Source organism: Tamlana sp. I1, from assembly GCF_015355625.1.
Lineage (GTDB): Bacteria > Bacteroidota > Bacteroidia > Flavobacteriales > Flavobacteriaceae > Pseudotamlana.
Map to the genome: position 1 here is coordinate 189,099 of NZ_JACLAF010000004.1, position 16,332 is coordinate 205,430.

The window sequence follows — 16,332 nt, forward strand, 5'->3', positions numbered from 1 at the left end:
TGATGCTACTTTTGTAGTAAGTTTTATTTTACAATTAATTTGATAAATCACACATTATATACCAGTTACTATTCGAGTTGAACAGGATAAAACAGGACAATAATCGTTTTGCCCTCTTGTAAATTTAAAAATTACTAACTAAATGTTGAATTAATATGAAATTAAAAATGATCACCTTATTGTGGCTTAATAAGCCATTTTTTTGGATGCTTTTACTCTTTATGAGTTACACTTCAGTACAAGCTCAGGTTGTTAAAGGTACTGTTTCGGCCGATGGCCAACCGCTACCAGGAGCAGCCATAATAATTAAAGGTTCTTCTAAAGGAACGGTTACCGATTTTGATGGGTTTTATACCATTGAAGCGGGGGCAAATGACGTCCTAATGTTTTCGTACGTTGGATATGCTTCTAAAGAAGTCGTAGTAGGAACACAAACAGAAATAGATGTTACTTTAGAAGCTGATAATAGCTTAGATGAAGTTGTTGTTATTGGTTACGGAACTCAAAGAAAATCCGATTTAACAGGATCTGTTTCTAGTGTCAGTTCAGAGGACGTAAATGTCAATCCTGTTTCGCGTGTAGATCAGGCGCTTCAAGGACGGGCTGCCGGGGTTCAGGTTACACAAACCAGTGGTGCGCCTGGTGCGGCATCAGTTATCCGTGTTAGGGGAGGTAACTCCATTACAGGGAGTAACGAACCTTTATGGGTTATTGATGGTATTGTAGTAGGGACAAATTTCAATTTAAATAATATTAATAGTAACGATATTAAGTCAATTGAAATTTTAAAAGATGCCTCATCTATCGCTATTTATGGATCACGAGGAGCCAATGGCGTCATTTTAGTCACTACAAAAACGGGTACTGGAGCACACTTAGGTAAACCAGAAGTAAGTGCTAATGTTTATACGAGTATGCAAATGGTACCCGAGTTGCCTAAAATGTTATCTCAAGAAGAACAAATTGCTTTTACCAACGAAAGTGCCGATTTTAGAGGTGCTGCCATTCCCTTTCCTGGTGATCCTTCCGATTACCCTAATAACGATTGGTTTGATTTATTACTTGGCCCAGCACCAATATTTAATGCCGATGTATCTGTTGTTGGATCTGGTGAAAATGTAAGTTACTATACATCTTTAAACTATTTTAATCAAGAAGGAATTGTAAAAACTAGTGGTATCGAAAAGTATATTTTTAGATCTAATATAGATGTAAGACTTAGCGATAAAGTAAAAACTGGGTTTCGTGTAAATTATTCGTATATCGACCAGAAAAATGGTTTGGTTGGTTATGGAAATGCCATAGCTTCTTTGCCAACACAGCCTATCTATAACGATGATGGGACTTATAATGGTTTTGATGAAGTAACAGGATCGCCATGGTCTAACCCCATAGCTAATATGAACTTAAATACAAATGAAACCTTTAGAAATAACCTTTTAGGTTCATTTTATATCGATTATAGTCCTTCTTCTAAATGGATTATTCGTTCTACATTTAGTCCAGATTTTGATAATTCTAAACAAAACCGATTTACTTCAAGTCAAAGTCCAAATTTACTTTACTTAGGTGAAGGGGGGAATGCGAGCGTAAGAACGGTTTTAACAAAAGGATGGAATAATGAAAACACCGTTCAATATCAATCTGATATAAATGAAAATCACAAAATAACAGCATTGGCTGGGGCCTCGTTTCAAAAAGTGACTACAGAAATTGTAGAATCTGAAGCTTTCGGTATTACCAATGATGCAACAGGGTTTAATAACCTAGAAAATGCAGATCCAAACCGAAATATTATTACGAGTGATTATAGTGGTTTTCAAATTGCTTCATTTTTCGGGAGGCTAAACTATAGTTATAAGGATAGATATTTGTTAACCTTAGTAGGCCGTACCGATGGGAGTTCTGTTTTCGCAGACGATAATAAATATGAATTTTATCCATCTGTAGCAGCTGCTTGGAAGGTATCTGAAGAGCCTTTTATGAAGAATCAAGAAACATTTAACGAACTTAAATTAAGAGCGAGTTACGGAAAGTCTGGTAATCAAGCCATAGATCCTTATAGAACTAAAGGACTATTGGTTGAAGCAAATACTACAATTAACGGAATACAACAAACAGGATTAACCTTGGGTAGGCCGTCTAACCCTAATTTAACATGGGAAACAACCACATCTTTAGATATAGCTTTAGAGGCATCACTGTTTAAAGGTCGTATTTTTACCGAGTTTAATTATTACTACAAAAAAACAAACGATTTATTATTAGATGTTACTATTCCTAAACAGACAGGGTTTACCAGTCAGTTGCAAAACGTAGGAGCTTTAGAAAATAAAGGTTGGGAATTAAGCTTGAATACAAATAATATTAGTACCGCTAATTTTAACTGGTCAACAACTCTAATGTTATCCTCAAATAAAAATAAAATTCTAGATCTTGGTGGTGTTGATTATATAGATGTTGTCGTAGATGAAATTTTAGGTTCTGGTAATACGAGATTAATTGTTGGCGAATCTGTACCTGTTTTTACAGGTGTTAAATATTTGGGAACTTGGAAAAGTCAGGATGAAATCGATGCGTCTGGTTTAAGAGATCCTCAAGTTGTTGGTGGACCTAAATTTCATGATGAAAATGGCGATGGTATAATTTCTAATGATGATGCTGTGGTGCTTGGAAGTCCGTTGCCAGATATAATTTTTGGTTTCGAAAATAAGTTTAGTTATAAAAATTTTGATTTTTCATTCTATTTTCAAGGAACAAAAGGTAACGAAGTTTATAATTTAAGAATGCGTAACCACTATTTTACAAGAGGTGAGTTTACAAAATTTGAAGATATCGCTAACCGTTGGACTCCAACTAATCAAGGTTCAGATATTCTTAGAGCTGGTAGTGATTCGGTTACTGGTATTCCACCAAACTCAGAATATGTAGAAGATGGGTCTCACATCCGACTTAAAAATGTGAGATTAGCTTTTAATATGCCTGTAGAAAAAATGGGTATGCCAGGTATAAAAAATGCGTCTATTTATTTAACAGGGACTAACTTGTTACTTTGGTCAGACTTTAGACTTATAGATCCTGAAGGCAGTAGATTTGGTAGAAATGGTTTAGGGAATATAGCCCAAGGTTATAACGACGGGTCGTATCCTAACCCAAGAACACTAACTTTAGGTTTAAATGTAACATTCTAAAAATCAAATCAGATGAAAACTAAAAATATAATTTTATATACATTATTATTGTTCTCATGCTTTGCATGCGAAGACTTTTTGGAGGAAGATCCAAGAGCTCTTGTAGCTCCCGAAACCTTTTATCGATCAGAGTCCGATGTTAGGCAAGCTGTTGTTGGAATTTATGCTATTCTTAAAAATAATTCTATTTATGGCCAATTAGGTTTAGATTTATTTTATGATAACGGTGCCGATATTTTAGAACCTAATCGTTCTGCTAATATTGTAGAACCTATGGGGAATTATTCTTTAAATGAAGCTATTGCCGATGCGTCTACCCAAAAAATGAGTGTTTCAGATACTTGGAAAGATTTATACAGGGTTATTTATAATGCTAATATTATAATCGATAAAACAACAGGAAATAGTGCTATTTCTGTAGCGGCTCAAACCGATATAATAGCCGAAGTGCGATTTATTCGAGGACTGTGTTATTGGCATATTGCGAACCTTTGGGGTGATGCACCTTTTTATACTGAAGCTCTAACTTTAGATCAAATTCGCGTATTAGGGAGAACAGATGAAGCAACGATCTTAGATAGTGTATTAGCCGATTTACAATTTGCTCAGCTGCATTTAGCATCAGACTATCCAGAAGAACAACGCGGTCGTGCTTCCAAATGGGCGGCAGCTATTATAGAGGCTAAATTGCATATGCAACAAAAAAATTGGCAGGCAGGTTTAAATAAGTCCTTAGAAATTATTAACCAATCTCCACACCGTTTACTAACAAATTATGCAGATGTATTCGATCCTAAAAATGAGTATAATGACGAAATAATTTGGTCTTTAGATTTTGCTAAAGATATCCGTGGTCAATTTGAAGAAGGAACCGTTCGAGCTGATGGTAGTTTTCCTAGTGTTTTTGGAAACGGTAACTGGAGACCAAGTATGTTTTCACCGCGTTTACGTGACGAACCTAAAAACTCTAGTGAAAGAAGTGCTCTAGCAGATGCTTTAGAGGCTAGAGGAGAGGCTTTTAATGGAACAGGTTTACAAGTTGCAGCAAAAGATTTCGCTGAAAAATTTCCTTTAAATGACTTAAGACGTTCTATTAACATCGTGGATAACTATTTAGGTTTCGATTTAAATTTTCCATACATGGCAAAAGTATGGAATTTGGATGTAGATGATTCGCCACGTTTTAATCATAGCGATAACAGACTCGTATTCCGTTTAGCCGATGTATATTTAATGGCTGCCGAGTGCGAAAACGAATTAAATGGACCCGTTAATGCTTATCAATACATACACCCAATAAGACAACGTGCTTTTATTACGCAAGCAGAATGGGAACTTGTAGGGCTTAGTCAGCAAGAATTTAGAGAAGTCATCTATGATGAAAGAAAATGGGAATTGGCAGGTGAATGTAATAGACGTTACGATTTAATAAGATGGGGTATTTTATTCGATGTAGTCGAAAATTTAGAATACCGTTTCTGGACTCCTAATACTAATATAAGACCGTATCACGTAAAATTACCAATTCCTTTACAGGAGTTACAAGTAAATCCAGCATTACTCGAATCCGACCCATCAAATAATGGGTATAGGTAGAAACGATTTTATAATTTAAAAAAAAACCGAAGCACTTGTGTTTCGGTTTTTTTTATGATAATAAACAGACAGAGCAGTATAGAAAATATAATTTGCCTTGATATATTGCGATATTTATGTATAGAAAGACAAAAATCCTATGAAAAAAATATTTTTAGCAGCAGCCTTATTTTTTATGCTGTTTTCGGCCATAGCGCAATCAGGAAAAGAATCATTAAATTCTAAGTCGGAATTAGAAATAGAAAAGAAAGTAAGTGCTTTATTGAATAAAATGACCTTAGAAGAGAAAATTGCAGAGATGACGCAAGACGCACCTGCAAATGATAGACTAGGTATTCCTGTTATGAAATACGGAGAAGCATTACATGGATTATGGCTCGTTCTCGATTATTACGGTAACACAACAGTTTACCCACAAGCCGTAGCGTGTGCCTCAACTTGGGAGCCAGAACTTATTAAGAAAATGGCATCGCAAACAGCGAAAGAGGCTCGTGCTTTAGGGGTTACTCATTGTTACTCTCCAAATTTAGATGTTTATGCAGGAGATGCACGCTATGGTCGTGTTGAAGAATCTTATGGTGAAGATCCATATTTGGTTTCACGAATGGGAGTTGCGTTTATTGAAGGTTTACAAGGTACAGGTGACGAACAATTTGATGAAAACCATGTTATTGCAACGGCAAAACATTTTGTGGGATACCCAGAAAACAGACGTGGTATAAATGGTGGTTTTAGCGACATGTCTGAACGTCGTTTGCGTGAGGTTTATCTTTCGTCGTTCGAGGCGGCAGTAAAAGAGGCAGGGGTAGGCTCTGTTATGCCAGGGCATCAAGATTTTAATGGTGTACCATGTCATATGAATACGTGGTTGTTAAAGGATATTTTAAGAGATGAATTAGGTTTTGATGGTTTTATTGTGTCCGATAATAATGATGTAGGAAGATTGGAAACCATGCATTTTATTGCTGAAAACAGAACTGAAGCAGCTATCTTAGGATTAAAGGCAGGCGTTGATATGGACTTGGTCATAGGGAAGAACGTTGAATTGGCAACCTATCATAGCAATATTTTGAAGGATACCGTAATTAAGAATCCTTCATTGGAGAAATATATAAACCAAGCCACATCACGTATTTTAACCGCAAAATATAAATTAGGTTTGTTTGATGCAGAACCAAAAGCGATTGACACAGAAACAGTAGAAGCAGGCACCGATGAACATCGCGAGTTTGCATTGGAAATTGCAGAAAAATCTATTATCATGCTTAAAAATGATAATAATCTCTTACCACTAGATGTTTCAAAAATTAAATCTTTAGCTGTTATTGGTCCTAACGCTCACGAAGAACGTCCTAAAAAAGGAACTTATAAACTTTTGGGTGGTTATTCTGGGTTACCCCCATATTATGTTTCGGTTTTAGATGGTTTAAAGAAAAAAGTGGGAAAAAATGTAAAAATAAACTACGCAGAGGGTTGCGATATAGATAGTTTTTCTAAGGAGGGATTTCCTGAAGCTATTGCTGCAGCAAAAAAATCGGATGCTGTTGTATTAGTTGTAGGGAGCTCTCATAAAACCTGTGGTGAAGGTGGCGATCGCGCCGATCTTGATTTGTATGGTGTGCAAAAAGAATTAGTAGAAGCTATTCATAAAACAGGAAAGCCGGTGATTGTAGTACTCATTAATGGCCGTCCATTGAGTATAAATTATATAGCAGAAAATATACCGTCTGTGCTAGAAACGTGGTATGGGGGTATGCGTGCTGGTGATGCTGTAGCCAATGTTATTTTCGGAGATGTAAACCCAGGAGGGAAACTTACCATGTCTTTTCCTCGATCGGTAGGACAAACTCCTGTAACATATTTAGAGCGTCCAGACTTTATAGGGTCTGGAAAAGGAAAGTATCGATTTAGTGATAAATCACCTCTGTTTCCATTTGGTTATGGCCTAAGCTACACCACTTTTCAATACGGCGAACCAAAGCTTAAAAATGCGGTTATAAATGCTGATGGAACAACAACGGTTTCAATTGAAGTGACCAATACAGGAAAAGTAAAAGGTGATGAGATTGTGCAAATGTACGTACGTGACGACTTTGCTTCTGTAGGGCGCTATCTCAAACTATTAAAAGGCTTTGAGCGTATTACATTAAAGCCCGGTGAGACTAAAACCGTTAGTTTTAAATTAGGTTTTGATGAATTGAACATCTTAAATCAAGATATGAAAAAGGTTGTAGAACCAGGTACTTTTACTATTTCAGTTGGGGCATCTTCTCAAGAAAAAGATCTAAAAACAGTTACTTTAAAGGTGAATAATTAATGCGGATTCAAATTAAAATTTTTGTTGTTTTTCTAACCTTAATAACAAGCTATACTTGTATTGCGCAAACCTTTAATTTGCAACAGCCTTTAGTGAATCAGGATGTAGTTTTTAAAGAAAAAGGAGGATTGGTTGCTGTAGAAGCCGAATATTTTAATAAACAAACGCATTCAGAAATTAGACAATGGTACCGTACAACAAAAGACAGCGCTGCTATTGTTGGGCGTGATGAAGACGCTAATCATTATTTAAACGCGAGTAATTATAGTTATATCGAAGTGTTGCCAGATACCAGAGTAACCCATGATGATGTCATTGTTAGAGGAGAAAATTTTTCTAATAAGCCAGGGCAATTGGCTGTAGTGAGCTATAAGGTTAATTTTAGTTCTCCAGGCCGCTATTATGTATGGGTGCGCGCCATGAGTACCGGTAGTGAAGACAATGGCCTTCATGTGGGATTAAATGGTAATTGGCCTGAACATGGACAACGTATGCAGTGGTGTGCAGGAAGAACATATTGGATGTGGGAAAGTAAGCAACGAACTAAAGAGGAACACTGTGGTGTACCACATAAGATATATTTAGAAGTGCCTAATGCTGGAATTCATGACGTTCAATTTAGTATGCGTGAAGATGGGTTTGAGTTTGATAAGTTTGTGCTATCTAACGATATTAATTATGTGCCCATCGATATAGGTCCTACTGTGTTATTAGCAGCAGGTAATTTGCCTAAGTCTGATAATTCTAAACCCGAATTGTCCTATTTTCAAACTATAGCAAGAAGTCTTCCTGGCAATAAGTATATCGCCGCTCAAGAATTTCCTGTTGAAGGAACACATTTTTATAAAAATGGTAAAAATTGGATGGCTATAAATCCTAAAAAACATAAAAAAGCACAAACATCAAAAACCTTCAATTTTGAGAGTGGTCGCTACGATGTTATTTTTGTCGGAGTAGGCGAAAATGATGGCCGTTCAACATTTCGTATAAAACTTAATGAGACAGAACTAGGCGTATACCAACCCCCAATAACACCAGTGCTTTGGGAAGAAGGAAAACGGTTTAATGGATTTTGGAAGAATGTTAAACTTAAAAAAGGTGATAAAATAACCATTGAAGCCCAAGTAGCTACAGATGGAACGGAATGGACTCGCGCACGTTGGGCAGGTCTTGTTTTTACGCCGGTAGGACAAGGAGAGATTGTGCAAGAGTCACCATCAACTTACACGTTTTACAAAAAGAATAAATAGAAATCATATGAATAAATTAGCTTTATTACTGTTAACCATTTTAATTTCTACCAGTTTAACAGCTCAGCCAACAATAAAACCTCCAAAGGGCCGAATCGCCATAGTGGCAGATGGTAATTCTCCAGACCCAGACGATTTAGGTGGTACAGCAGTTTCATTGGCATTATTACGTGCTACAGGTTTAGAAAATAAATTAGTGCATTATTCCCATAGCTGTGATTTGGTTCGCGTAGCTCGTATTTCGGAAGCGGCTGAATACGAAAGGCATGCCATGATGCAAACCGCTTGCGATGGAACAGCAAGGCGCTGGGGTGGTTTTGAAAAGCTAACCTTTTTTGATGCCAAATGGCAGCTAGATGATACTATAAAAGATTTGAGTAAAGCTATAAATAACTCGTCTGAAGCCGATCCACTTTGGATTATTGAAGCTGGTGAACCTGATATTATTGGATTTGCTTTAGCAGCTTCAAAAAAAGAGAAACATCCATTTGTTAAGGTGGTAACACATCACCCCGCTAACGATGATGCTGGCGATTTTTATACTTGGCAAAGTATTCTAGATTTTGGAGTGGATGAAGTGCGTATCCCAGATCAAAATATGAATTTAAAAGTAGATGAATCACATTTGGATTGGGCAAAAAACCATAAAGATGATAGAGTAAAATTTGTTTGGCTTATGGGAAAGTTAGCTGAAGTTGATGATGTGGTGAAGTTTCAAAAAGGTAAATGGGACTGCTCCGACGCAGGAATGGTTTTATACTGGATAACAGGTGCGACCAATAACGGAATAAAATTAGGGACAGTAGAGCACGTAAGATCTTTATTAGAAAATTTTATTGTTAAAAATTCAAAGTAAAATCAACTCAGTTTATAATTTGAATATAGTGTTTTATTCTATGTAATAAAATGCATTTTATTGAAAAAAATAAAGAAAAAATGAGTTTTTAAGGGTCGAGCAGGGTAAAGCAGGATAAGAATAGTTTTAAACCATATTAACTTTATAGTCGGACACTTAGGTGTTTAGAACTAAATTTTATTAATAACCAATTAAAACTATTTATTATGAGAAAAATTACTTTAAAATTTATTGCTGCATTATTCTTTTGTGCATTTGCTTTACAGGTGCAAGCTCAAGGTAATGCTTTTGATCATATGGAAGCAACCTATATGATTAAAGTAGATGGTGAAGATTTGTATTTAACTTTACCAGACCAAACCCCACCAATATTTGGAACTTGGGAACAAAAACTGACATATCAACCTCTAAATACCGCTAAACCAGAATTGCAACAGTTTAAGACGGTTAAAGTTCCAGATGGTGCAATAGGATCAGGGTTTTATTATTTAGAATCTGTTATTGCAGGAAGAGGATTGGTTGAAATTTTACAATCTGATGTCGATTCACCTGTAATAGGTGTTAAAGGAAATACGACTGCAGCTCCTAGTCCTGATGGTTTAGATGTGTGGAATCCAACGAGAAATTCTGGAACTCAAATATTTAGTGAGAATACATGTGCAACTTGTAGTTGGGCTGGAAAAGCTAAGCGAAGAATTCAAACTGCTGGTGATGGTCTTGAAGTAAAATTAAACGGTGGTGCAGGTGTTACGTTTTCTTGGGAAGCCACTACTTTAAGTAATTCGAAGTTTGATACAAGCTCGGTGTTTGTTTCAAACCCAGTAAAAGAAGTACTTTCTATTGGTGGTTTGACCTCTAATTTTGAGCAAGTTTCAGTTTATTCTTTACTAGGTAAAGAGGTGATAACAAGAAAATTAAATGGCAATTCGTCAATGGAATTAGATGTTAATGCACTGGTTGCTGGAATCTACATTGTAGAATTTCAAGGTAAAGGTGTTGGCTTCTCAAAAAAGATTATTAAGCAGTAGTCGTAGACGAAATCATCTGTAATTAAAATTTTAAAAATCATTCTATTTTTTAGTAGAATGATTTTTTTATACCATAAAAACTAAAGAAAATAATAAAGAATATGCAAAGAATAGCTTTTAAGATGAAATTGAATAAAGGTCAAAAACAAGCCTATAAATCACGTCATGATAAGTTGTGGCCAGAGCTAAAACAGTTACTTAAAGAAGCAGGGGTTAGCGAATACTCGATATTTTTAGATGAAGATACCGACACGCTTTTTGCCTTTCAAAAAGTTTCAGGGAATAATAACTCTCAAGATTTGGCTAATAACGACATTGTTAAAAAGTGGTGGGATTTTATGGCGGATATTATGGAAGTAAACCCAGATAATTCGCCAGTTACCATGCCTTTGGAAGAGTTGTTTTACTTGGACTAAAAAGTTGATTACAAATGTGCTACATTTCTACCCCTGTAAAGCAGTACAGCCATTATTACGAAAGATTATAACTTTAGCTGTTAAACAAACTAAACAGCTAAAAATATGATAAATAGAAAATTAAAGAGATGTAAGAGGTTTAAAACCATATGGTTATTAGGGTTTTTAATGTTTTCTTGCTTTTTGCATGCTCAGGTTGTATTGGAAAATGAGATTAATATAACCGATTTAGGTTTACACTTTGATGGTAATCAAGTTCCAAGCGGTACTGCAAATACAGGAGATAATGCGCCTTACGATTATTATTTTGGAAAAAACATTTCTGCACATGGTGATTGTATAAAAACCTACGGTGATTATGTTTTTATGACTTGGTATAAAGGTGGAAAGGCAGAGCGCCATGTCATGCTAACGCGGTACAATACCAAAACGGGAACTAAGGCAACGATTGAGTTTCCGCACAGACATACTGGCTTTCAAAATCAATATTGGATTGGTGAATCCCACAACACGATTGCTGTAGGAATAAGTCCTTTAAATGGATCGATTCATTTGCTTTACGATATGCATGCCTATAGTGCAACTAAACCATCTAATGGTAGTTTGGCTAATGATTATTTTAGGTATTCGTATTCCTTAGCAAACGTTGCTTCCTTACCAGATGCCGATTTTACTTTAGATAAATTTGTTCAAAGTAGTAGTGGAAACTATAAGCATTTAAGAATGCCTGGAGCTGCACCGCAATCTGAATTTGTTGCATTAACCTATCCTAAATTCTTTTTAAATGATGGTGGCGAACTATTTATGCTAATGCGTGAAGGCGGCAACAATAACGGGATGTATAAATTTATAAAATACGATGCTAGTACAGGAAACTGGGGTAATTTCACAGATTTCAATGCCTTAAATGCAAAAAATCAACCTGGTATAACTTATAATTGGGGTCTTTATGGAGAAATGAAATACCTTAACGGAAAGTTACGTATTGGTTTTCAAAGAAGATCTGCTAATAATAATGATAAATACGAATACCAAAATGGGGTGTATTATGCCTATTCCGATGACCAAAGTGGCGCAACAGGTTGGAAAAATTATAAAGGAGAACCTTTTTCTGTGCCTTTATATGATGCTGATTTGATTAAAGTAATGGAACCAGGCGATTATGTGCAAGGAACCGATAAAAACGCGCTTCGTATTGTAGATGGTTTCGATTGGACCGTAACAGAAAATGGTGATGTGCATATTATTAGTAAAGTAAAGGATAATCAGTTTAATGTTACTAAATATTTGCATACGTATAAACCTTCAGGCGCAACAAGTTTTACGACATCTGATAATTTTTCTGGAGGAGGTTCAGAATTATATACATCCGGTGATAGTGTTTTTTTAATTGGACTTAGTAATGGACGTGTTTTTATAGAAAGTGCTCAAGGAGGGACCAATAATTTCACAAGAATTTATGAGGCTACTTCTGGTAGAACTTTTGATCATGGAGTGGTGCATATTAATGAAGGTAAAGTTTATTATTACTTGATGGAAAATAAATCGGGTAATGCTCAGCCATTATATTTACAAATAATAGATCTAGATATTATAAAAGAACCGTTTAGGGTATCGCTAACTTCCCCTATGGATGGTACTACTTATGATGTTGGCGAGACAGTACAAATAGCTGCAGAAGCTACCGATGAAAATGGTAGTATTTCTAAAGTAGAATTTCTGGTTAATGGTACTTATTTTAGCGAAGATAATACCGCTCCTTATACGGTTGACTGGACGCCAAGCACAGACGGTACTTATACCGTACAAGCTGTGGCTTACAATGCTTCAAGTCAAACGGTGAACTCTTCTGAAATTACTGTAAATTTTAAGATTTTCGATCCAAATGATTTAACTGGAGACATATACAGATTAAAAAACTATGTTACTGGAAAATATATCCACTCTGTAGGGGCTGATGTTGTCGAAAGTGATACCGGCACAAATGAAGTTCCTGGTGATAAGGAATGGGAGTTTGTAAAAGCTGGTAATTATTACAATATAGAAAGCAAAAGAACGGATAAAGGTATTTTGAGAGCAGCTGGAAATCCTGCAAATGATTTAATAAATACGGGTTTTGGTGCTCCAAGAGAAGATAGCGATAAACAGTTTTCTGTGGTTTATAACAGTGCAGACCAAACCTACCAATTTGTAACTAGAAATAACTCTCATTACATTTACCATAATCCTAATGGTATCATAGAACATGTTGGGAGTTCGGATGCGAGATCTAAATGGATTGTCGAATCTAATACGCTTAGTACACCAGATATAGACTCCAACGCTTTTGGAGTGAAAATTTATCCGAATCCAGCGAATAATCAATTTACCATTAGTTTGAATAATTTGGAGGGCTTGGCTTATGTAGACATATATGATATGCTTGGTAAATCTGTTTTTAAAACTAAAATGACTTCAGGTAAACTAAAGATTGATAGCCAAATGAAATTTAATTCAGGTCTTTACATGATTAAAATTTCTAATGGAAATAACGCTACGGTATATAAAAAGCTACTTGTAAATTAGAAAAGTTTGTCTTCAATGGAAGAAGCTGTCTAAAAAGTTAAAACAATTGTCATTCTGTGCTTGACACTGAATCTCATTATATTGAAATTCAATAATTTTAAGGATCTGAAATAAATTCAGATTGAGGTAAAAACAACTTTTTAGGCAGCCTCTTTACCGAAATAAGTAAAAAGCGCTATGCTGTAAGTCACGGCTAAAGGAACAAAAGTGTAACCATGCTTTTTAACAATATTCAATCCATATAAAACAGTTCTATTCACAGTATCATAATATTAGTCTCATAAAAGTTCAATTTAAATTTTGATTCGTGTATAAATTTTTAGCCTATAAGCTTTGTTTCTTTTTAATGGTAAGTTTCACCTTTTTAGGTGTTTTGCTGGCTTGTACAGAAAAGTTTTTAGTTAAAGGACCAGAACATTTAACGGTTTCAGAAGGTTTTAAAAATCCTATAGGGTTTTACAATGATACGCCTTCATTCTCTTGGAAACTACCCGTTTCAGAAGCTGTGAAATCACAATCGGCCTATCAAGTTATTGCGGCGACTTCAACAGAATTTTTACCGAATAACCCAGATTTATGGGATTCTAAGAAACAAGAAAGTTCACAATCTACTTTTGTGAAATATCAAGGAGAACAATTAAAATCAAGACAAAACGTATTTTGGCAAGTACGCTTTTGGAATCAAGATGGAAAAGTTTCAGAATGGAGTGCGATTAATTCTTTTGAATTAGGCTTGTTAAAAAATGCCGATTGGAAAGCGAAATGGATAGGATTAAACACGGCAAAAGATAGCATAAAAGGTGTTCGAAATTTTTTAATGCACAGGCCTCAATATTTAAGAAAGGGTTTTGAGTTGTCTTCGGATGTCACTTCTGCTAGACTATACATTACTGCAAAAGGTGTTTTTGATGTGCACTTAAATGGGAAAGATGTGAGTGATGACGTCATGACGCCTGGTTGGACACCATACAATCATCGCATAGAAACACTTACTTACGATGTTACTAGCCTGTTACAAACTGGTGTAAACGCCCTAGCTGTTGAGCTAGCATCTGGGTGGCATTCAGGAAGAATTAGTAGAGGTAGAGCGTTGTATGAAAATTTTGCATCACCTAAAATTCTATGTCAATTAGAAGTTGTCATGAAAGATGGTTCAAAACATACCATTATTTCCGACGAATCTTGGAAAGGTACTACAAATGGCCCCATACGTTTAGCGGGGATTTACGATGGCGAAATTTACGATGCCAATTTCGAAATACCAGATTGGAACACTGCTACTTTTGATGACCGTAGTTGGGAATTGGTTGAAGTTGAGACTATTTCTAGGGATGTTAAATTAGCACCAAAAAGACATCATACCGTTAAGAATCAACAGGTTTTAAAAGATACAGAAATTGTTTCGGTTGATGAAAATTCGGCAGTTTTTAATCTAAAACAAAATATGGTAGGCGTACCAAAAGTAAAAGTACCGATGAAAAAAGGTGATACTTTAAAAATCCGTTTTTCGGAAATGTTGCTAAAAGACCATACTTTTTATACTAAAAACTATCGTTCTGCAAAGTCAACCGATTATTATATAGCTGCTAAAGATGGTGTTGTAGAGTATGTTCCGAAATTTACATTTCACGGATTTCAATTTGTAGAACTAAGTGGTTATGATAAAAATGCGAAACCAGAATCTTCTTGGGTACAAGGTATAGTACAACATTCAGATTTTGAGAAAAACGGAACCTTTACATCCTCTCATGACAAACTAAATCAGCTGCAAAGTAATATTACTTGGGGTTTACGTGATAATTTTTTCGATATTCCAACAGATTGTCCGCAACGAGATGAGCGATTGGGGTGGACAGGTGATGCTCAGGTTATTGCGCCTACATCACTATTTAACTATGATACCCATGCGTTTTGGACAGCTTGGCTGCAAAGCCTTAGAGAAAATCAGTCAGAACACGAAAGCGGATTAGTCCCTTGGATTGTGCCAGACGTCCTTCAAATTAACAGAGCAAGTCCTGGTTGGGGAGATGCTGTAGTGCTTATTCCTTGGAATATTTATAACATTACAGGTGATAAAAGGGTTTTAAAAGAAAATTTTGAAGCTGCAAAAAAATGGATTGGTTTTTATAAATCGAAAATAGAAGACAAAGAATTTATCCCCAAAATGCGTTCTTTTGGAGATTGGTTACAACCCTATCCAACCAAAACAGGAAAAGGTGGAAATAGTGGAGATACCTCGAAAGAGCTAATCATTACCGCATATTTTGCCCACTCGTCTCTTTTAGTTTCTAAAATGGCAGGAATCTTAGGACATAGTAAAGATGAAAAAGAATATTACGATTTACATAAAAACATAGCTGGAGTTTTTAGAGATACTTTTTTTGATAAAAACGGAAAAGTAAAGAATGTTAAAGAAACCCAAACCAGTTATTTATTGGCAATTTATTTTGATTTGTTAAAACCTGAAACCAAAATAAAAGCACAAAAGCACTTACTTGAAGAAATTAAAAAAGCCGATTACCATTTAGGAACAGGTTTTATTGGGACGCCCATTTTACCGAAAGTCCTGGATGATATGGGAGAGATAGATTTGATGTATAAAATCTTATTTAAAGAAACCTATCCTTCTTGGTTTTACTCTATCAATCAAGGAGCGACAACGATGTGGGAACGTTGGAACAGTTATAGCCAAGCTGAAGGGTATAATCCGCAGAGCATGAATAGCCTTAATCATTATGCTTACGGAGCCATTGGGCAATGGATGTACGAACGCATTGCAGGGATTGCTCCATTAGCTCCTGGATACAAGAAAATTAAAATAGCACCACTACCAAACGACAGATTAACATCGGCAGCAGCAAGTATTAATACCCCTTATGGGCTAGCATCAACTTCGTGGAAAAAAGATAAAGAAACTTTTATACTGGATGTTGTTATTCCGCCAAATACAACTGCAGAAATTACCGTGCCAAATGCATCTATAGAAAGTGTAACAGTAAATGGTCATATAATTAACGAAAAATCAAATATAAAACTCATAGATTCAGATCAAGGATTAATTAACATTTTAGCCGAACCAGGTACTTATAAAATTCAAACTAAACTTTAATGAC

9 protein-coding genes are annotated in these 16,332 nt (G+C 35.6%); all 9 read left to right on the forward strand.

Annotation, left to right across the window (positions count from 1 at the left end; translation table 11 throughout):
* The first annotated feature begins 155 nt into the window (after positions 1-155).
* Positions 156-3,191 (forward strand): SusC/RagA family TonB-linked outer membrane protein, encoded by a 3,036-nt coding sequence (locus H6X70_RS04920; protein ID WP_228530268.1) that lies wholly within the window; start codon positions 156-158, stop codon positions 3,189-3,191.
* 12 nt (positions 3,192-3,203) lie between these two features.
* On the forward strand, positions 3,204-4,787 hold the full coding sequence (locus H6X70_RS04925) for a RagB/SusD family nutrient uptake outer membrane protein (RefSeq protein WP_194766554.1): 1,584 nt from the start codon (positions 3,204-3,206) through the stop codon (positions 4,785-4,787).
* Between the two features lie 139 nt (positions 4,788-4,926).
* Positions 4,927-7,104: a beta-xylosidase gene (locus H6X70_RS04930; RefSeq protein WP_194766555.1), complete on the forward strand. Its 2,178-nt coding sequence runs from the start codon at positions 4,927-4,929 to the stop codon at positions 7,102-7,104.
* A 77-nt stretch (positions 7,105-7,181) separates the two neighbouring features.
* Positions 7,182-8,354 (forward strand): hypothetical protein, encoded by a 1,173-nt coding sequence (locus tag H6X70_RS04935; RefSeq protein ID WP_194766556.1) that lies wholly within the window; start codon positions 7,182-7,184, stop codon positions 8,352-8,354.
* A gap of 7 nt (positions 8,355-8,361) precedes the next feature.
* The gene (locus tag H6X70_RS04940; protein WP_194766557.1) at positions 8,362-9,210 is read left to right on the forward strand and encodes a hypothetical protein; all 849 of its coding nucleotides are present in this window, start codon (positions 8,362-8,364) and stop codon (positions 9,208-9,210) included.
* A 206-nt stretch (positions 9,211-9,416) separates the two neighbouring features.
* The gene (locus H6X70_RS04945; protein WP_194766558.1) at positions 9,417-10,238 is read left to right on the forward strand and encodes a T9SS type A sorting domain-containing protein; all 822 of its coding nucleotides are present in this window, start codon (positions 9,417-9,419) and stop codon (positions 10,236-10,238) included.
* Positions 10,239-10,339: 101 nt separating this feature from the next.
* Positions 10,340-10,654, forward strand: coding sequence for an L-rhamnose mutarotase (rhaM, locus tag H6X70_RS04950; RefSeq protein ID WP_194766559.1), 315 nt, complete (start codon positions 10,340-10,342; stop codon positions 10,652-10,654).
* Positions 10,655-10,822: 168 nt separating this feature from the next.
* Positions 10,823-13,219 (forward strand): BNR-4 repeat-containing protein, encoded by a 2,397-nt coding sequence (locus tag H6X70_RS04955; RefSeq protein WP_228530269.1) that lies wholly within the window; start codon positions 10,823-10,825, stop codon positions 13,217-13,219.
* A gap of 307 nt (positions 13,220-13,526) precedes the next feature.
* Positions 13,527-16,328, forward strand: a complete 2,802-nt coding sequence (locus H6X70_RS04960; RefSeq protein WP_317171451.1) for a family 78 glycoside hydrolase catalytic domain — start codon at positions 13,527-13,529, stop codon at positions 16,326-16,328.
* Positions 16,329-16,332 lie beyond the last annotated feature (4 nt).

Bases quoted from the DNA above. Each gene is read 5' to 3' on its own strand.
- H6X70_RS04920 (WP_228530268.1), top strand. From the start codon at position 156: ATGAAATTAAAAATGATCACCTTATTGTGGCTTAATAAGCCATTTTTT.
- H6X70_RS04925 (WP_194766554.1), top strand. From the start codon at position 3,204: ATGAAAACTAAAAATATAATTTTATATACATTATTATTGTTCTCATGC.
- H6X70_RS04945 (WP_194766558.1), top strand. From the start codon at position 9,417: ATGAGAAAAATTACTTTAAAATTTATTGCTGCATTATTCTTTTGTGCA.
- H6X70_RS04930 (WP_194766555.1), top strand. From the start codon at position 4,927: ATGAAAAAAATATTTTTAGCAGCAGCCTTATTTTTTATGCTGTTTTCG.
- H6X70_RS04955 (WP_228530269.1), top strand. From the start codon at position 10,823: ATGTTTTCTTGCTTTTTGCATGCTCAGGTTGTATTGGAAAATGAGATT.
- H6X70_RS04940 (WP_194766557.1), top strand. From the start codon at position 8,362: ATGAATAAATTAGCTTTATTACTGTTAACCATTTTAATTTCTACCAGT.
- rhaM (WP_194766559.1), top strand. From the start codon at position 10,340: ATGCAAAGAATAGCTTTTAAGATGAAATTGAATAAAGGTCAAAAACAA.